Source organism: Anaeromicrobium sediminis, from assembly GCF_002270055.1.
GTDB lineage: Bacteria > Bacillota > Clostridia > Peptostreptococcales > Thermotaleaceae > Anaeromicrobium > Anaeromicrobium sediminis.
Genome location: NZ_NIBG01000017.1, coordinates 1 through 20,641 on the forward strand (window position 1 = coordinate 1; position 20,641 = coordinate 20,641).

Annotated in this window: 13 protein-coding genes; all 13 read right to left on the minus strand. The window is 28.4% G+C overall.

The genetic code is table 11. The annotated features are described in order from the left end of the window. Positions 1–46: 46 nt before the first annotated feature. Positions 47–1,099: a type I phosphomannose isomerase catalytic subunit gene (locus CCE28_RS15815; RefSeq protein WP_176461870.1), complete on the minus strand. Its 1,053-nt coding sequence runs from the start codon at positions 1,097–1,099 to the stop codon at positions 47–49. A 48-nt stretch (positions 1,100–1,147) separates the two neighbouring features. Continuing rightward, positions 1,148–2,851 carry a phospho-sugar mutase gene (locus CCE28_RS15820; protein ID WP_095134705.1) on the minus strand — a complete coding sequence of 568 codons (1,704 nt, stop codon included), beginning with the start codon at positions 2,849–2,851 and terminating at the stop codon, positions 1,148–1,150. Positions 2,852–3,203: 352 nt separating this feature from the next. Further along, positions 3,204–4,916: a phospho-sugar mutase gene (locus CCE28_RS15825; protein ID WP_095134706.1), complete on the minus strand. Its 1,713-nt coding sequence runs from the start codon at positions 4,914–4,916 to the stop codon at positions 3,204–3,206. Between the two features lie 191 nt (positions 4,917–5,107). Beyond that, positions 5,108–6,022, minus strand: coding sequence for a UTP--glucose-1-phosphate uridylyltransferase GalU (galU, locus tag CCE28_RS15830; protein ID WP_095134707.1), 915 nt, complete (start codon positions 6,020–6,022; stop codon positions 5,108–5,110). Positions 6,023–6,034: 12 nt separating this feature from the next. Next, positions 6,035–7,438 (minus strand): undecaprenyl-phosphate glucose phosphotransferase, encoded by a 1,404-nt coding sequence (locus tag CCE28_RS15835; protein ID WP_095134708.1) that lies wholly within the window; start codon positions 7,436–7,438, stop codon positions 6,035–6,037. A 100-nt stretch (positions 7,439–7,538) separates the two neighbouring features. Further along, positions 7,539–8,654: a non-hydrolyzing UDP-N-acetylglucosamine 2-epimerase gene (gene wecB / locus CCE28_RS15840; RefSeq protein ID WP_176461871.1), complete on the minus strand. Its 1,116-nt coding sequence runs from the start codon at positions 8,652–8,654 to the stop codon at positions 7,539–7,541. A gap of 19 nt (positions 8,655–8,673) precedes the next feature. Further along, positions 8,674–9,987, minus strand: a complete 1,314-nt coding sequence (locus CCE28_RS15845; RefSeq protein WP_095134709.1) for a nucleotide sugar dehydrogenase — start codon at positions 9,985–9,987, stop codon at positions 8,674–8,676. A gap of 105 nt (positions 9,988–10,092) precedes the next feature. Then, positions 10,093–11,355, minus strand: a complete 1,263-nt coding sequence (locus tag CCE28_RS15850; protein WP_095134710.1) for a hypothetical protein — start codon at positions 11,353–11,355, stop codon at positions 10,093–10,095. Between the two features lie 41 nt (positions 11,356–11,396). Beyond that, positions 11,397–12,866, minus strand: coding sequence for an MBOAT family O-acyltransferase (locus tag CCE28_RS15855; protein WP_095134711.1), 1,470 nt, complete (start codon positions 12,864–12,866; stop codon positions 11,397–11,399). A 231-nt stretch (positions 12,867–13,097) separates the two neighbouring features. After that, positions 13,098–14,096 (minus strand): polysaccharide deacetylase family protein, encoded by a 999-nt coding sequence (locus tag CCE28_RS15860; RefSeq protein WP_095134712.1) that lies wholly within the window; start codon positions 14,094–14,096, stop codon positions 13,098–13,100. A 95-nt stretch (positions 14,097–14,191) separates the two neighbouring features. After that, positions 14,192–16,348, minus strand: coding sequence for an alginate lyase family protein (locus CCE28_RS15865; RefSeq protein ID WP_176461872.1), 2,157 nt, complete (start codon positions 16,346–16,348; stop codon positions 14,192–14,194). Between the two features lie 57 nt (positions 16,349–16,405). After that, entirely contained in the window at positions 16,406–18,523 is a 2,118-nt protein-coding gene (locus CCE28_RS15870; RefSeq protein WP_176461873.1) for a heparinase II/III family protein, read from the minus strand. 14 nt (positions 18,524–18,537) lie between these two features. Beyond that, complete coding sequence (locus CCE28_RS15875) at positions 18,538–20,634, minus strand: glycosyltransferase family 4 protein (RefSeq protein WP_095134715.1); 2,097 nt, start codon at positions 20,632–20,634, stop codon at positions 18,538–18,540. Positions 20,635–20,641 lie beyond the last annotated feature (7 nt).

The following is a 20,641-nucleotide window of genomic DNA, read 5'->3' on the forward strand; positions in this document are numbered from 1 at the left end:
TCTACTTGACAGGGGGCAGTTCAATTTTTCATCAAGGAAGGCTTTTTTATATTATTCTATTGAGTCCTTCTATTTTTAATAAGTCCTCTCTAGTGGCTCCCATAGAATTTAATCTTTTTGCTACTTCCATAGGTTCTTGAATATAAGTCTTTATTAAAGTCCCATTTCCTATTATTCTGTAATTTTCTAAACTAGCTGGTATTAAAATAGTTTCTCCAGCTTTTAAAAATTCTATCTTATTATTATGGATAATATCTAAGTCTCCATCTAAACACATATATATTTTAAATATTTTTCCGTTTAGATTATCTACATATTTTCTCTTTACATTTATCTTTTCCACGGTAAATTTGTCACAAGATACATATACGGTTTTATCATAGTCCTTATTACTGAAAGTATATCCTTGTGCCTTATTATTTTTAACCCCATGGTCTATAACAGATACAGCATCTGTTATATGAAGTTGTCGTGGTTTTCCATCTAATCCCACCCTATCCCAATCATATAATCGATAGGTAGTATCACTGTTTTGTTGAATCTCTGCAATCAAAGTTCCTTCGCATATGGCATGGACTGTACCTGCTGGAATGTATAATACGTCTCCTGCCTTTATATCCACATAGTTTAGATTATCCTTGATAGAATTATTCATTACAGACTCTATGAATTCATCTTTACTGCAATCTTCTTTCAAACCATATATGATATTAGCATTTTCCATGGCGTCTACTATATACCACATTTCAATTTTTCCAGATTCACCTACTCTGTAGTTTGTATACTCATCATTTGGATGAACTTGTACAGATAATTTATCATTGGCATCTATATATTTAATTAATAAGGGAAAACTTTTAGCATATTCTTCATGATTTTCCCCTAATATATCATGTCCTTTAGAATTTATTAAATCTGTTATGGATATGTTTTTATATTTTCCATTCTTAATTAAACTAGTACCATGTTCATGACAACAAAGTTCCCAACTTTCGCCTATTGGTAGTTTTTCACTTATATTTCTCTGAAAATATCTCTGAATATTACTTCCACCCCATACCTTTTCTTTGTATAGAGGATAAAATTTCAGTGGATACACGATGATTTCCCCCTTAACTCTTAACTCTTAACTCTTAACTCTTAACTCTTAACCTATTCTCTCCATTACTTCATTCTTTATTCCCTCTGACTTCTCATCTGCCTCTTCCTGATTTTTTCCACAAACGGAAAAGTATATTTTAATCTTAGGCTCTGTTCCAGATGGTCTTACACAGAACCAGCTATCATCTTCTAGGGTAAAGTGTAATACATTAGATTCTGGCAATAATATTTTAGACTCAGAACCATCAAGTAAATTTATTTTTTTACTAGTTTTATAGTCTGCAAATATTTTTACATTTTTATTATCTATAACCTTAGGAGGATTACTTCTAAATTCTTCTATAATAGACGATATCTTTTCCATACCTTCTTTTCCAGCCATGGTTATAGATACTAAGTCTTCTTTATAATATCCATATTTTTCGTATAAACTATTTAATGCATCATATAAGTTCATACCTTTAGCCTTATAATATGCTGCCATTTCACATATTAGCATGGAAGCTATAACAGCATCCTTATCTCTTACAAAAGTTCCAGCTAAATATCCATAACTTTCTTCATATCCAAACAAGAAGTCTTTAGTATTATTTTTTTCAAACTCCCCTATTTTTTCCCCTATAAACTTAAATCCTGTTAATGTATCTATTGTGTCTATTCCAAAAGCTTCTCCTATTTTCTCTCCCATTTTACTAGTTACTATGGTCTTTATTAATACTCCATTAGATGGTAACTTATCATTTTCTTTTAAACTAGTTAAAATATAATCTATTAGTAATGCTCCAGTTTGGTTTCCATTTAATATTTTATATTGTCCTGTATTATCTTTAACTACAGCACCAACCCTATCACAATCTGGATCTGTTCCTAACAATAAATCAGCATCAACTTCTTCTCCTAATTTAATTGCTAGTTCAAAGGCAGCTCTTTCTTCTGGATTTGGAGATACTACTGTACTAAAGTTAGGGTCTGGTAACTCTTGTTCTTTAACTACATATACATTTTCATATCCTAATTCATCTAATACCCTTCTAACTGCCATGTTTCCAGTACCATGTAGTGGTGTATATACTATTTTTATATCTTTATCCACATTTTCTCTTAAAGATAATTCTTTTACTTTATCTATATATACTTTGTCTATTTCAGATCCTATTACTTCTAATAAACCTTTATCTTTAGCTTCTTGTTCACCAATGTAATTGACCTTTTCATAATCATCAACTTTATTTACTTCATCTATTACTATTTTAGCCTCATAGGGTACTAATTGGCATCCATCCGATCCATATACCTTGTATCCATTATATTCTTTTGGGTTATGACTTGCTGTTAATACTATTCCACCATCGCAATTTAAATGTTTCACTGCAAATGATAATTCTGGAGTAGTTCTTAAGGATTCAAATACATAGGCCTTTATATTATTAGCAGCTAGCACACAAGCTGCTTCATAGGCAAACTCTGGTGACATATGACGAGAATCATAGGCTATTGCCACTTTGTTATTGTCTTTTGTCTTTAATAGATAATTAGCTAGCCCTTGTGTGGCACATCTTACAGTGTATTTGTTCATTCTGTTAGTACCAGCACCAATGATCCCACGAAGTCCTCCTGTACCAAATTCTAGGTCTTTATAGAATCTATCTTCAATTTCTTTATCCTCTGTTATATTTTTCAATTCATTTTTAGTTTCTTTATCAATGTATGTACTATTTAACCATTCATTATATGTATCTAAATAAGTCATGCTCCACCCCCCAATTGTTAAAATTTTACACAATCTTATTATATAATATATTTATATTCTTTTGTATAGAAAGTAAAAACATCCCCTTTTATATAATGAGGATGTCTTATTTAGATATTCCTAATCATAAAACTTTATTTATACAAAATTTTTTAAGAAATCCTATTTTTATTTTATAGAATATTTTTGCAAACTTATCTATTGCTCTCTTAGCCCATCAGGTTTTAAAGATTCATAATGTATCACGTCAAATTACTGAAAGTATATCCTTGTGCCTTATTATTTTTCACACTATTGTCTATAACTGAAAGGGTTTAGAGTTTAAGGTTAAAAACCTTATATATATTAACTCTTAACTAATTTTCTCCATTACTTCTTTCTTAATCCCCTCTAACTTCTCATCTGCTTCTTCCTGAGTTTTTCCACATACAGAAAAGTATATTTTAATCTTAGGCTCTGTTCCTGATGGTCTAACACAGAACCAGCTATCATCTTCTAGGGTAAAGTGTAATACATTAGATTCTGGCAATAATATTTTAGACTCAGAACCATCAATTAAGTTTATTTCTTTACTAGTTTTATAGTCCGCAAATATTTTTACCCTTTTATTGTCAATAACCTTAGGAGGATTACTTCTAAAGTCTTCTATGATAGACTGTATCTTTTCTAGACCTTCTTTTCCTTCCATTTTTATAGATACAGTTTCATCTTTATAGTATCCATATTTTTCATATAAGCTGTTTAATGCATCATATAAACTCATATTTTTAGTTTTATAATATGCTGCCATTTCACTTATTAGCATGGATGATATAACGGCATCCTTATCCCTTACAAAGGTACCTGAAGAATATCCATAACTTTCTTCATAGCCTAATAAAAATGATTTAGACTTATCCTTTTCAAACTGATCTATTTTCTCTCCTATGAACTTAAATCCAGTTAAAGTATCTATTACATCTATATCATGGGATTTTGCGATAGTTTCTCCCATCTTGTTAGTAACTATAGTCTTTATTATTACTCCATTAGAAGGCAATTTATCCTTTTCTTTTAAACTACCTAATATATAGTCTACAAGTAATGCTCCCGTTTGGTTCCCTGTAAGTATTTTATATTCTCCCTTATTATCTTTAACTACAGCTCCTACCCTATCACAATCTGGATCTGTTCCCAATAATAGGTCTGCCCCTAATTTCTCTCCTAGCTCTATTGCAAGTTTAAATGCATCATGTTCTTCAGGGTTTGGAGAATATACTGTAGTAAAATCTGGGTCTGGTAGTTCTTGTTCTTTAACTACTGATACATTTTTGTATCCTAATTCTTCTAGTACCCTTCTTACAGGTATATTTCCTGTACCGTGTAATGGGGTATATACAATGTTCATATTTTTATCTACATCTTCTCTTAAACTAAGACCCTTAACCTTTTCTATGTATATATTATCAACTTCACCACCTACTATTGTAAGTAGTCCTTTATCCATGGCTTCTTCTTTTTCCATATATTTCACTTCACTATAATCTTTTATATAATCAATTTCATCTAACACCACCCTAGCCACATGAGGTAAGATCTGTGCTCCATCTGGAGCATATACTTTATATCCATTATATTCTTTAGGGTTGTGACTAGCAGTTATTAGTATTCCTCCTGCACAATCGAGGTGACGTACACTAAAGGATAATTCTGGAGTTGGACGTAAAGACTCAAATAAATATGTCTTTATTCCACTGGCATTTAATACACTAGCTACGTTTTGTGCAAACTCAGGAGATTTGTGCCTAGAATCATAGGCTATGACTACACCTTTTTCTTTTGCTTTATCTATATTTTTTATAAGGTAGTTAGCATATCCTTGTGTAGCCTTTCCCACTACATATTTGTTCATTCTATTAGTTCCAGCCCCTATTATTCCACGAAGTCCTGCTGTTCCAAATTCCAAATCTTTATAAAATCTATCTTCTATTTCCTTATTATCTGTTATATTTTTTAATTCATTTGTAGTTTCTTCATCTATATGTGTACTTTCTAACCATTTATTATACTTATCTAAATAAAACATATTATACCTCCAATTGTTAAAATTTTTACACTATTTTATTATATATTATATTAGTATAGTTTAAAACGGAAATTACAAAATTGGGCTTAGAGTTACAAAATAACTTAAGTTAAAACAAAAATCTAACCGATAGAAATCGGTTAGATCTTTTAAACCCTCTCCAGTCACCTGTTACCTGTAACCTATCACCATTATTTTTCTTTCTCCACTGCCACTTGCCTTATACTTTCACCTAAGTCAGTTTCTCTCATAAGCTTTCCTAAATATTCTATAAAATCATCTCTTAAATCTTCACGCTTTAAAGCAAACTCAATAGTTGCTTCTAAAAATCCTAATTTGTTTCCCACATCATATCTTTTGCCACTAAAAGTATAGGCATACATGGCTTGTTTTTCTGCTAGTGTCTTTAGTGCATCAGTAAGCTGTATTTCTCCACCCTTACCTGGTTTAGTATTTTCCAGTATCTCAAATATTTCTGGATTAATTATATATCTTCCTAAAATGGCCACATTAGATGGAGCTTTATCCATATCTGGCTTTTCTACTAGATTTTTAACCTTATATACTCCATTTTCTATAAATTTTCCATCTACTATACCATATTTAGATACGTCTTCTCTTTTAACTTCTTGTACACCTAGTACAGTAGTTTGATATTCATTATATATATCTATCATTTGCCTTAAGCAAGGAACGTTTGAATCTACTATGTCATCTCCTAATAATACGGCAAAGGGTTCATTTCCTATAAATGATTTTGCACAATATATAGCATGACCAAGACCCTTAGGCTCCTTTTGACGGATATAGTGGATATTTACCATATCAGATATACTTCTCACTTGTTCTAGCATTTCTTTTTTGTTTTTCTTCTCCAGTTCTAATTCTAATTCTACTGATTTATCAAAGTGATCTTCTATGCTTTTTTTATTTCTTCCCGTTATAATTAGTATTTCTTCTATCCCTGAAGCTACTGCTTCTTCTATTATATATTGAAGGGTTGGTTTATCTACTATAGGTAACATTTCTTTTGGTTGTGCTTTAGTAGCAGGCAAAAACCTAGTTCCAAGTCCTGCTGCTGGTATAATAGCTTTACGTACATCCATTACACGTCCCCCTTAATATGCGTTCTTGTTTACAAAACCTTTCCAAATAGTTAGAAATATTATTTTTATATCTAACCATAAGTTCCAATTTTCTATATAATATAAATCACATTTTATTCTTTCTTTTATAGATGTATCTCCACGCCAACCATTTACTTGAGCCCATCCTGTTATACCTGGTCTCACATGATGTTTTATCATGTATTTTGGAATTTCTTCTCTAAATTTTTCTACAAAATATGGTCGCTCAGGTCTTGGACCTATAAGGCTCATATCTCCTTTTAATACATTAAATAGTTGAGGCAACTCATCTATACTAGTTTTTCTAATAAATGATCCAAATTTAGTTTTTCTTGGATCTTCTTTTATAGTCCATTTTACCTTTTCATCTTCGTGAGTTTGTACTTTCATGCTTCTAAATTTGTACATGTTAAAGTTTCGTCTATGGAGGCCAACCCTCTCTTGTTTAAATAATATAGGTCCTGGTGATGATAATTTTACACCTGTAGCTATTGTTATTAACAGTGGAGACAATATTATTATTCCTATGGATGACAATATTACATCTAATATTCTTTTTATTAATCTGTTAAAGGGAAAATCAAGAGGTACATGTCTAATATTAATTATTGCTAAATCATCTATAACATCTACATATGGTTTTGCAGGAATATACTTATAATAGTCAGGTATTATTTGAGCTTTAACTCCATATTTTTCACAGGTACTTATTATGGCTCCTAATTTACCATATTCACCAAGAGGTAAGGCTATCATTATTTCATCTATATTTCTTTTCATAATTATATGGGATAATTCATCTATAGATCCTAATATGTGAGATTTTGAAACCTTGTATCCCGGCTGCTTATTATCATCTAGAAATCCTATTATATTGTACCCTAGATATTTGTTATCATTTATTTTTTTAGCAAAATTACATCCTAGTTCACCTGCTCCTATAATTAATACGTGTTTTAAATTATATCCTTTACTCCTAATTTCTCTTAATGTCCTTCTTATGAAATACCTTTCTAGAGATGAGTTAATTGTATTGATTATTGAAAATATGAGCAGTACATATCTTGAATAATGAACATTTTTAAATATATAGAACATACTCATCAATATGCCTAGACCAATAATATTTATCTTTATTAAAGAATTAATTTCACTATCTAAAGATTTTCTTCTGTGTGGACTATATAAATTATAAACATTATATAATATATAATACAGTGGTAATATAATTATAAGTGGCATTAAATACTCTTTAAAAGATAATCTAATTTGATTTGTATTAAATATATTTACGTAAAATCTTATAAAGTAACTTAATATTAAAGATATACATATAACTAATCCATCTACAGCAATCATCATTCCATTTAAAAATTTTTGGTTTTCTTTTATCATATTGTACCTCAAATCTATTTTTAATAATAACCCATCTAATAGTAAAAAATCCTGATTTTTTAAATATATGAATCAGAATTTTCTACTAGTAGTCGCCAAATTAATCTCTAAAATGCTCTCTTATAGCTTCTTCTATTCTCTTAGAAGCATCTCCATCTCCATAAGGATTTACAGCCTTAGCCATAGTATCATATAGTTCTTTATTTTCTATTAATGCCTTTGTCATATTATATATACTTTCTTTCTCTACACCTACAATTTTAACCGTCCCAGCTTCTACTGCTTCTGGTCTTTCTGTCTCAGTTCTAAGTACTAATACAGGCTTTCCTAATGATGGAGCTTCCTCTTGAATACCACCAGAGTCTGTAAGTATTATTGAACATTTGTTTATAAGATTTGCAAAAGGTTCATATTCTAATGGTTCTATTAAGTGAATTCTATTATGCTCTCCCAATATCCTATTAGCTATTTCTCTTACTTTAGGATTTAAGTGAACTGGAAATACTACTTCTACTTCTTCCTTTTCTTCTACAATTTGTCTTACAGAACTAAATATATTTTCCATAGGCTGACCTAAATTTTCCCTTCTATGGGAAGTTAATAATATAACCTTTTTATTCTCATAATCTATGTTATTTAAAATATCTACAGAAAAAGTATAATCATTTTTAACTACAGTTAATAAAGCATCTATTACTGTATTTCCCGTAATACATATATCCTTTTCGTCTATTCTTTCTTTTAATAAATTCTCTTCATTCCCCTTTGTTGGAGCAAAGTGAATATCTGCTATTCTACCAACTAAACTTCTATTCATTTCCTCTGGATAAGGAGAATATTTATTACCACTTCTCAATCCTGCTTCCACATGGCCAACTTTTACTTTGTTATAAAATGCTGCCAATGACCCTATAAAAGTAGTTGTAGTATCACCATGGACTAAAATCATATCTGGCTTTGCTTTTTTAATAACTTCCTCAAGGCCATTTAATGCCCTTGATGTAATTTCACTAAGGGTCTGACCTGACTTCATTATATTTAAATCATAATCAGGAACTATATTAAATAAGTCTAATACTTGATCTAACATTTCTCTATGTTGTGCAGTAACACAAACTATAGATTCTATTTCATCACTTTTTTCTAATTCTTTTACAACAGGAGCCATCTTTATAGCCTCTGGTCTAGTTCCAAATATGGACATTACCTTTATCATTTGTGCACCCTCTTCTCTATTAGATATGTTGTGATAAATTTCCGTAGTTTATATATACTATACCTTTTTCTTTAGTTGCTGCCACTTCATCCATTATTACAGGGTTTTGTGCTTTAATATTTATATTTTGAACTATATTTTTAGTATCAAATATATACGGTGTACTCATATTTTCTTCAATTGATCTTAAATCCATATTTTTAAATTCATTATGGTCTGCTAATATTAATATCATATCTGAATCAATTATAGCATCATTAAATCCTAATATTTCAACTTCATCACTGCATACATGAGGGTCATGTAATACTACGTTATGACCTTTATCCTTTAATATATGAACAATGTCCATAGCTGGACTTTCTCTCATGTCATCTATATTTCCCTTATATGTTAATCCAAACACTGATATTTTAGGATCTTTAATATCCTTAAGTATCTTCTCTACATTTTCTACTACATACGCTGGCATGCTACAATTAGTTTCTCTTGATAAGTTTATAATTTTAGCTAATTCTGGTGCTTTATCTACTATGAAATATGGATCAACTGCTAAACAATGTCCTCCTACACCTGGCCCTGGAGTATGTAGGTTTACTCTTGGATGTTTATTAGCCATTTGTATAACATCTAAAACATTTACGTCTAGGTAATTACACACTTTGGCAAGTTCATTTGCTAAAGCTATGTTTACATCTCTAAAAGTATTTTCCATAAGCTTTGACATTTCAGCGGTTTTAGCATCAGTTATAACTATCTCTCCCTTTACAAAGGCTTTGTATAGTTCAGCTGCTTTTTCAGCACACGCTCTAGTATAACCACCACATATTCTACTGTTTTCCACCATCTCTCTAATTATCTGTCCCGGTAGTACTCTTTCAGGACAATGGGCTAAATAGATATCTTTTCCTGCTACAAATCCTGCTTCTTCAACTAAAGGTTTAATCACATCATCTATAGTTCTTGGACCTATAGTAGATTCTATTATAATTAAATTTCCTTTTTTTACATAAGGTAATATTGCCTTAGTAGCTGATACTACGTATTTTAAATCGCATCCTTTATACTCATTATCCTTATTAGGAGTAGGTACTGCTACTATGAAAGCATCTGCTTCTTCTGGCTCTGTTTGTGCTCTGAACATACCTGTTTCAACCATTTCCTTTACATATACATCCAGTCCTGGTTCTTCTATATGCATTTGACCTTTATTCAATGTATCTACAACATGTTGGGTTACGTCCACTCCTACTACCTTTACACCACTATGAGCGAACATAGCAGATGTAGGTAGACCAATGTAACCTAATCCCACTACACATATTTTTTTCATTATCCTTTTCCTCCTTAAACATTCCTATATATAATATAGCGTTAATAAATATTTATGTTATTTTTTCTATAATAATTTTTATCTTTATAAAATTATCAATACTCTCTAATTTATATCAATTGTTGGATAATACCCAGAGTTTTGATTCTTTTTACTATCTCTTATATAATATTTAACTCGATATGTCCCTTTATCTTCAAACTTATATATAAGATAATTTTCTTTTGAATAGGAAAAAGTCTTAATTCTCTTATCATTCTTATATATATACCAAGCATGTTTTAGATTATTACTAAAAGTCTTCACTGTAAATTTATACACCTTTTCATTGATTTTTTCCATTTCGAGATCTTCTACATTTAACGCATAACGATTTTGATATTCTTCTAATATTTTATTATAAGCCTCATTATTAAAATCAGTCTCTAAGTTAAGATTATCTTTAATCCAGCTTGATAAATTGAGTGTAATAAGAGTAGCACCGAAGTAATTTACATGGCCCGAATCATAAAAATGGCTATTTTGTAAGTTTAGTTTATCATGCAAAAAATTATAGTCAATATGTTTTATATTATATTTATCAGATATTTTTTTTGCTGCAAAATAGTTATTTTTATATGGTCTTCCTTTAAAAACAGGTGCCTTTATAAATACCAATTCAATATTATTCTTTTTACAAATATCTATTATCTTTTCTAGGTAAGAAATATTATTCATACTAAAATTATAGTTAAGATTAATTTCTTCATTTTTTGCTGTCTTAAATTTATTTATTTCTTTTTTACTTATTACAGTATTTATTTTTTTATACCCATATGTTGGTACTGAATTATCTTTACTCATTTTTCTTTTTAAGTTCTCTTCCATTATGTTAACTTTCTTCCAATTTTGATGATTTCTTATTGCTGGAAATAAAGCATAAATATATTCATTAGAATTAAATTGATATAACATTGCTTCTAATTTATTCAAAGATAATTTCATTCCATCAAAATTTTCATATTTAAAAGCTAGGGGAGTTACATTCTCTTCAGTATAAAGGGTATTTAACTCTAAAAATATAGTTTTAGGCTTCTGGTACTTTAATATTTCCCTTAAATTGAAATAAGTTTGAATAATATTCTGTGAACCCGAACCTAGGTTGAAAGATTTTATATTTAATATAGAATTTAATATTTGAGGATTAAATGTTACATAACTATGAGAATTACCTAAAAATAATACATCAATTGAGTTTTCTGGTGTTCTATAAAATTCATCCCAGGTATTAATTGCACGTCTATATTCTGAAATATACGTTCCAGTTAATCCTACTAAAAGCAAAAATATAATAATAAATGCAATATATTTTGTTATGATCTTTTTCAATGATATTCTCCTTTCATAAACGTGTTTAATCTAAAATTCTATTAGAATTGGAAATATATAAATTGACTTTCATCATAACCTCCATAAACTCCGAAAATTATTATTGCAAATAAAAGACCATAATAAACAATCCATCTAGCTACTAACGGTTCTCTATTTATTCTACTTCCCAAACTATTTTTTCTTTGTGTCCAATGAATAAATAGTAAGAAGATAATACTCGTGATAGCTAACCAAAATTCTTGCTTGTCCAACCCTAAATTATATAATTCTTCAATAAACTGGATTTGATTAAATAAGTTTATTTTAAACATATTTTTTATTATATACATAGCATCTTTAATTGAATTAGCTCTGAAAAATACCCATGCCAAATTTACGAGAATAAATGTCTTGACACAATTAAATAGCTTAAAACTAAAAGATTCTTTATTAATTTTTAATAAATCAATAATTTTTTCTCTAAAATCTTCTGTTAACTTTTCTACAATTAAATACGTTCCATGTAACATTCCCCATACAACAAATGTTAAAGAAGCGCCATGCCATAGACCACTTATAGTGAATGTTATGAAAAGGTTCATTAAATTCCTATTTAATTTTACTCTATTCCCACCAAGAGGAATATATACGTAATCTCTAAACCATGTAGAAAGAGATATATGCCATCTAGCCCAAAATTCTTTTATAGATTTTGAAAAGTATGGTCTATCAAAATTCTTCATCAAATCAAAGCCCATTACTCTAGCGCAGCCAATGGCTATATCTGAGTAAGCAGAAAAATCACAATATATTTGAAATGTAAAAAATACTGTAGCTAATATTAAAGGAAATCCTTGATAATTTTCTGGATTGTTATACACTGTATTAACAAGTAATGCCAATCTATCCGCTATTACAACTTTTTTAAAAAATCCCCAAAGCATTAGCATCAATCCACTCTTTACTCTGTCATAATCAAACTTATAATTTCTATGGAATTGAGGTAGTAAGTGATTAGACCTTTCTATAGGGCCTGCCACTAATTGTGGAAAAAATGATACATATAAAGCAAATATTCCAAAGTGTCTTTCAGCCTTTGTTTTTCCGTTATATACATCGATCGTATAACTCAATGTCTGGAACGTATAAAAAGATATACCTACTGGTAATAATAAATTTATCCTATAGGGTTGAATATGTATACCGGTGTAGTTTAGCATATTGGCTGTAGTTACACTAAAAAAGTTAAAATATTTAAATACAAATAGTAGCCCTAAATTTGTAGCTAAACTAAAAAATAAATACTTTTTTCTTTTCTTTTTTTCTTCAACTTGACTCATTTTTATAGATGCAAAATAATCAACGATAGTTGAAAATATTATCAATACTATGTATATAGGATTCCAACTCATGTAAAAGTAATAGCTTGAAGCCAATAACAGAATCCATCTATGCTTAAACGGTAATATAAAATACAGCGGTATTACTATCATAAAAAAAATCAAAAAATCAATTGAATTAAATAGCATTTAGCTCCTCCTATCAGATTTCTAAAGTTAGCAAATAATTAAGTATAATTAAAAACTTGTAAATCTTGATTTAACAATATATTTCACAATCGATAAATTTTTATAAGAAACCATATACAAATTTATTTACATTCTATCGAATTTCATAATCATCGTGACTCTAGTAATCATAATCTTTACCTTTGATATTCTTAAGCTAATAATAATTAGCTTAAAAATATATAACTCTAATTATCTATATATTACTGGGATAAAATCCCTTGAGTTTATCATGTCTTTATCAGAATATTTTTCATACCATTCTTTAAATGTTACTATATCAATGTCATCGTCTGTTTTTATATATTCTAGCATCTTTTTAAAATCATCTATATCAACATTATCCACTCCATAAATGTTTTTATTTCCTATTTGTAATATTAATTTGCCACCACTTTTACCATTCATATCTGCAAATGTAAAACTATGTAGCATCAGATTTAGTATCTTTAAATCATTATTTTTAGCCTGCTCTAATACTTGTATTAGTTCATCATAAGTTAACCAGTCTACATCAAACTTACTTCGCTTAAACCCTTTAGAGGTTTTTCTTCTCAGTTCAATTATCGGAACTTCAATAATATCGTTATACTTAGTAACTTTATTTATAGTTTTATAATTACTAATCTTATTGTGATCATTCTCATAATATACAGTTGAATCAACAGGTATTCCAACTATTTTAAGCGCCTTAAAGGTATCATCGTTTATTCTATAACTTCCTCCTCTAAAAGCCAATGGACTTACTCCAGTCCATTTTTCAATCAAATTTTTTCCATAATTCAATATATAGACTTGCTGTTCTAGATTATAGTTTTCTATTCCCTTATTATAAAAACTTAAATTAGAATTTGGATGAGCATGTAAATTAATCTCATGCCCTCTACTGACAATATCTTTTGTTATGTTAGCCATTACTCCTTCAGCATAATTTTTATGTTCATATACATTTACAAAAAAAGACCCTTCGAATTCATATTCTTCCAATATATCCATTATGTTGTACATACCACATTTAGGGCTAACTCCTTCACCCGTAATAAGAGTGGGTTTATCTCCTCTATTACACTCAACATCAATAGTAACCAATACATCTAACTTTTTTGTACTATCTTGTTCTTGCTTAATCCAACCTAGGTTTAAAATAGAAATTATTAATAATATCATCAACACTAAAATTTTTTTTCTCATAACTGCTCTCTTCCCCCATTAACTTCCCTATAATATAATCAAATAATTGTAAATATTATTAAAAATCAGTACATGAAATTTAAATATTCATGAAGTTATTCCTGTATAATATATATGCCTGATTTTTTTATTATTTTGTTCCCTTTGTCATTTTTCACAAATACCTTTATAATATATTTCCCTGATATATTCGGTTTCCATTTAAGCTTGTTTGTTTTTTTATAGGATATCTTTTCATATATTTGGCCATTTCTATATATATACCATGCATATTGTAATCCTTCTCCATTGGCATCACATTCCCATGCTATTTCTTCTCCAATTTTCTGTGGAGATACTTTATCACTATGCATATTAATTTCATCTATACCCATAACCTTTTTTTCTAATAACTCTCTTCTATTTCTTTCCTCTGTATATTTTTTCTTATATACATATTGAATATTTTCATCTATTGCCTCTTGGATTTTTAGTTTATTCAGCTTATTTGCTTGAATTAATTGATCATCTATCTGTATATATTTATTAGATTTTCCATCTATAATTGTCATATATTTATTATCATATGAAATTTTAATTCTATCATCAATCCATTCAAAACTATTAACAAATATGTTTTCCTTATCTAAACAAATGTGTGTAGCAAATCTTGCATTTGTGCCTTCTTTAACAAATGTTCCTTGATATGTAGGTTCTATTTTATTATATTCTAAAGAACACCAACCTCTAAACTGCTCATTTTCACCTTTATGTAAAATAATGTTTTTTGAGTCTCTTAGTAAATCTGTTACATATATTTCTGAATTATCTTCTAATCTACCTACAATCATATTTTGATTAATTTGACACTCAATAGTTGGATGAAAGTTAAACAGTTGTTCAAATTTGTGGTTTTTATAACCTTTAATTTCATCTAATATAATAAATTCCTTTTCTTTAATTGATATTATTGATCTATTATGAATAATGCCCTCATACAAACACTGAATACCACTTACAAATGATTTTTCTTTACCAAAATAATAATTAATTATGCCAGATTTACCTATATTAAGACGTTTTATATCTGTATTCATATCATCCACCATTACAGTGTTATGCCCCATTGCAGATATTACATACTGCCTTTCTTTGTCATTATAATTGTAGTTATATTTACCACAATCTATTAGTAATGGTTGATTATGTCCATATAAGATAAACGATAAATCATCGTGGTGTTTATGAACACGAGTATGAAAACTGCTACTAAATATCAATTGCGATTCTTCAGTATTTAATATCGCATAGTTACCATCCTTGTATATGGCATTCGTTTTTCTCTTTCCATTAAACACTTCTTCTACCATGTTTATTATATCTACTTGACAATCTCTAAGCCTCTTATTAAAAATATATTTTTTTACATCTACATTTTCACTATCTCCTAAGTTTGATAGTAGCCCATCTTTATAAGTAACATCTCTTATAAACTTTAATGCTTTTTCTAATATAGTTTTAACATTGCTGACTTTATCTTGCTGATTAGTTGAGTATGCAAAATTTAAAAGGTCAAACAATCTAGTACATATTAGCAAACTATAATGTGGAGAATGCTCTTTATAACTTCCATCATTAGCAAATAAATAATTTATTTGCTTGTCTAACCTTTCAAGTGCTATTTGCTTATATTTATTGGATTCCTCCAAAATATCAAACACTGTTGCTCCTACAAAAACTGCAATATCTTGATCTAAACCATGATTATGATTTACCATATAGAATGATTCTTCTACTAATTTTCTCAAATGTATATCAACCATTTCTAGAAACTTATTGCAATTTTTTCCATTCCAATTTTTTACTTTCCAACATTCAAAAAGTTTAGATATATTTATAAGCCTTATAGCTGTCGAATGATCATGCCATGAAAATTCTTCTTTTGAATCTTGTATGTATAATTCATTCCATATATCCATCAATTCCATAGCTTTATCCATATACTTATCAATACCAGTCATTTCATATGCAGTACATAAAATAGGTAAAAATGATAATGAATGTAGCCAAAAAAGCACACTCCTATCTACGCTTAACTGTTTCGCATTTCCCCAAATATCGCCTTCTCCTAATTGGATTAAAGTTTTTTGTCGTGTCAGATAATATCCTTTAATTATATTGTCACTAAATTCAATAGTTTGTTCATCTGATAAATTTTGAAAAGAAAAAACGTTAATTTTCTCTCTATTCATTATATCTTGTAAATTATACATATCTACACTCCCATTAACCATTTATGCTTAAACTTTCATATTTCAATTTTCAAGTATTTATTTTATTATATATCCTTCTAATCTATAACTTTTCTTGTTTCCTTCTTTATTTCTTACAAAAGCTTTTATAGAATAAGTTCCTCTGTATTTTGGAATCCAACTTATTATATTTTCTTTTGTATATTGGGTTTTTACTATTATTTCATCCCCGCTATATATATACCACGCATATTCTAAGTCATAACCATTGGCATTGCACTCAAATTCAATCTTCGAGTCTACAGGTTGAGGTGATTCTAAATTACATTTTATAGATATTATATCTATATTACCTAAATTATTCTTAAATTGCTCCTCAATTTTCAGTCTTTTGTTTCTTTCTTTTCTGTATTTATCTTTATACTCAAATTGTATAGCTTCTGCCATAGCTTCTTCTAGCTTCTCATTTCTTATGCTATTGAGTTTAATTAATTTATTATTTTTTATTAAGATTATATTTTCTTTACCTTGAACTACTGTGTATTTAATACTCTTAAATTTAAACTTAATAACATCTTCTTTCCAATTAAAATCATTAATCTTCAAGTTACCATCAGTATTTATGTAAGTGGAGTATTTGGCTTTTTTTCCTTTTTTACAGTTAACATACATATAATTTTTTTGGAATTCATTATAATTAGTTGCAGACCAACCTCTAAGTGGTTCCTTTTGCCCATTATACAAAACTATCTCATTATCTCCATCTAGTAAATCTTTAATAATGATAGATGTTTCACCGTTATTTCCAAATAAAATATTGCTCTTTATTGAACAATTAATGTTAGGATGTAAATTAAAAACTTGATCATATTTATGTTCTTTGTATCCAGATAAACTATCTATTACCAAAATATCTTCTGAGCTTAAATAAATTACAATTCTCTCATGAACAACTCCGTCATATAAACAATGAACTCCACTTACAATTCCTATGTTGTCATCTATATAATAACTTTTCAATCCACTTTTTTTTATGTTAAGTCTCTTAATGTCTGTGTTTTTCTCATCCACAACTACTGTATTATGTGCATATGACGATACTACATATTTTCTTTCATTTTCATTGTAGTTATAGTTATATCTTCCTGAGTCTATTAATATTGGCGTATTATCTTTATATAATATTAATGACAAATCATCATGATGTTTATGAACCCTTGAATGAAAGGCAGAACTGAATATAAGGTGAGTATTTCTCCCTTTAGAAAAATCTTTAAATGAAGCATATCCGCCTTTACAATAGATGCTATGTCTACATATTTTTTCTTCTAGTTCATCGTACAGTTTTTCCATATTATGGTTTGTAAGTAATGGAGTAAAGTCAATTTTTTTATATTCCCCATCACCCATACCAGGGAGAATATTATCAGGATGGCATATATCATATAAGTATCTTAATTTCACACCTAGCCCATTTTCTATATTTCTATAATCTTTATCTTCATACTTTTTCATTACCTCTGTAAACTCTACTAATCTTAATAAGACTATATATGCATATTCAGGAGATTGTTCTAAGTAAGTTCCATCATATTCATATAAATTATCTAGTTGTAGCCATAGTCTTCTTTTTGAAATTCTCTTCCATTTATATGATTCTTTAAAGTGCTTACATGTAACACTAATTAAATATAATGCTATATCCTGGTCTAGTCCATGATTGTGCTTTTTCATGTAAAAGTTATGTGATACAAGCTTCTTGCCATGCATATATATAATATCTTCTATATATACACGGTCTTTTTCTTCCCAATTAAATATTTCATACATTTTGCAGAGTATTATCCCTCTTATAGCAGTAGCATGATCATGCCAAATAATATTTTGTAAATTTAAATCTTCACATATCTGCCCCCAACTCTTTAATATTTCTAAAGATTTATACATATATCTACAATTTTCATTCTCCCTATAACACCTTGTTAAGTATTCAATCATTATAAAACTGTGTATCCAAAACTTCCAGCTTCTATTTTTTATATCATCATTGTACCAAAGGTCATCTATAACAGACTCTATTATCTCAAACTCTTTTGCTACATATATTTTACCTGCTAGAATATCATCACATATCTTAATCAAGTCATTTTTCTCATAATTTTCAAGTATAGTTATATCATTTTTAATTTGAATCATATAATCACCCATTTTTAAATTTTCATATATTTATATACATCTTCATATATGTGAACAAGTTTATTCCAATCACGATTTTCTATTACCCATTTTTTACCTTTATTTTTAAATTGCAGCATAGTTTCTTCATCACTCATTATATATTTTATCTTTTCACATAAATCCGCTATTGTATTATCAAATATAACTCCATTTACATTATCTTTTATAATTTCTTTTATTGCCCCTACATTTGAACCTATTACTACTTTTCCACACGCCATGGCTTCTAAAGGTTTTAATGGTGTCACAATCTCAGTTACTTCTTCACTTAAACGTGGGAATATACATAAATCAAATACTGAATAATATCTATTCACTTCCTCATGTGGTATTCTTCCAGTAAATATAATCTGTGATTCTAGTCCATATAATTTCACCATTTTTTCTAATTCACTTTTATAGTTACCGTCTCCAACTACTAAGAACTTTATGTTATAAACTCCATCTTTTCTTAATTTAGCAATTGCTTCAATAAGATTTTGTAGTCCTTCATACTTTACTATACTTCCAATATACCCTATAATCAATTTATCTTTTAAATCATATTTATTTGCTATATCATTATCATAAGATAATTCCTTAATCTCAGAAATGTCAACTCCATTAGGTACAATTGTTATCTTTTCTTTATCTATTCCTCTATTTATCAATTCTTTCTTTAAACCTTCACTTATGACAATTACCTGATCTGCATTATGAGCCAAAAAAGTTTCCATCTTATGCGCTAAATTATATTCTTGTGAATTTTTAAAATCAGGTATTCTACTTACTGTTGTCAACTCCCAAAATCCTCTTATTTCATATATAAACGGTAATTGTAACTTCTTAGCAGCTTCAAAAGCAGCCATCCCGTTAACATAGTTAGATGCAGCATGAATTGCAAATGGTTTTTCCTTCTGTGCTATTTCACATATAATATCTTTATACTCATCAACATATGTACTTAACTTGGTATGTCTCATAAATAGTTTAGGTAAACATCTATAGTACACAATACCATCATGGTTTTCTTTTATAATTTTTTCATCATTATTGATACTTTGCTCTTTAAAATCATTTGGAAAACCAGGCCTAGTTATTACTATAGGATCAATCCCTATTTCTTTTTGATTTTTCAATATATAATTAGCCCTTATGCTATATCCATTTTTTAAATATGGCAGAGTTGTATTTAAAACATGTAATGCTTTATTTCCCTGTTTCTTTCTTATGTTTCTTTCAATTTTCTTTGTATATTTTATATCTTTTAATAAATCTAACTTATCTTTATTGATTTCTAATTCTCTTTCAATGAATTTTGCATTTGGCCGTATACTTCTTAATTGATTTAGCACGCCAATTGATTCACTTAATTTACCTTTTTGTTTTAGTTCTTTATATAATTCTCTGCCTTCATTGTAGTTAATTGATGTTTTATCTACATCATAGGATTTCATTTCAACAGAATTGACCTTATTTTTATGTATATTGTTTTCTATAACTTTAGTATTATCATCATAAATAGTGCTTTTCATCTGTCTATTATTTCTCTTATTTCTTTTTACAACTTTCTTTAATCCTTGGCTAAATAATTTAATAATTTTATATGGAAGCAATATTGTATGTTTACTAGGTCTTAAGCCTAGTATTATAGCATCACCTAACTTATATCTTATTGTACGCTTAAGTTCCAATAATTCTTTATTACGTCGTTCATAATTAGCTATATACCTTTTTAATTCTTTATCTTGTATTTTAAATTCTCTTTTATTCTTAGCTAACTCATCTAAATATTTCTTTCTATAGCTTTTGTGTGTTGCAGATTGCTCTTTATAAAAATTAACGCTTTCTTTTAATTCTTTATTCAAATTATATATTTCTTTCATCTTTGAGTGTTCTATATTATATTTTTCTTTAATCTCTAATTCTTTTTCATGAATTTCTATAATCTCGTTATTTTTATTAATAATCCTATATGAAAAATCTTCAATCTCGTTTTCTAAATTCATTATATATTCTTTTAATTTTAGATTTTCATCTTTTACTTCAAAGTAATCTTTCATCTTATCTATTATATAATCATCACCCATTATTTAA

What these genes read in the sequence shown, in the direction of transcription:
- CCE28_RS15820 (WP_095134705.1), bottom strand. Translation starts at nt 2,851, where the DNA reads ATGACTTATTTAGATACATATAATGAATGGTTAAATAGTACATACATT.
- CCE28_RS15825 (WP_095134706.1), bottom strand. Translation starts at nt 4,916, where the DNA reads ATGTTTTATTTAGATAAGTATAATAAATGGTTAGAAAGTACACATATA.
- galU (WP_095134707.1), bottom strand. Translation starts at nt 6,022, where the DNA reads ATGGATGTACGTAAAGCTATTATACCAGCAGCAGGACTTGGAACTAGG.
- CCE28_RS15835 (WP_095134708.1), bottom strand. Translation starts at nt 7,438, where the DNA reads ATGATAAAAGAAAACCAAAAATTTTTAAATGGAATGATGATTGCTGTA.
- wecB (WP_176461871.1), bottom strand. Translation starts at nt 8,654, where the DNA reads ATGATAAAGGTAATGTCCATATTTGGAACTAGACCAGAGGCTATAAAG.
- CCE28_RS15845 (WP_095134709.1), bottom strand. Translation starts at nt 9,987, where the DNA reads ATGAAAAAAATATGTGTAGTGGGATTAGGTTACATTGGTCTACCTACA.
- CCE28_RS15855 (WP_095134711.1), bottom strand. Translation starts at nt 12,866, where the DNA reads ATGCTATTTAATTCAATTGATTTTTTGATTTTTTTTATGATAGTAATA.
- CCE28_RS15860 (WP_095134712.1), bottom strand. Translation starts at nt 14,096, where the DNA reads ATGAGAAAAAAAATTTTAGTGTTGATGATATTATTAATAATTTCTATT.
- CCE28_RS15865 (WP_176461872.1), bottom strand. Translation starts at nt 16,348, where the DNA reads ATGTATAATTTACAAGATATAATGAATAGAGAGAAAATTAACGTTTTT.
- CCE28_RS15870 (WP_176461873.1), bottom strand. Translation starts at nt 18,523, where the DNA reads ATGATTCAAATTAAAAATGATATAACTATACTTGAAAATTATGAGAAA.
- CCE28_RS15875 (WP_095134715.1), bottom strand. Translation starts at nt 20,634, where the DNA reads ATGGGTGATGATTATATAATAGATAAGATGAAAGATTACTTTGAAGTA.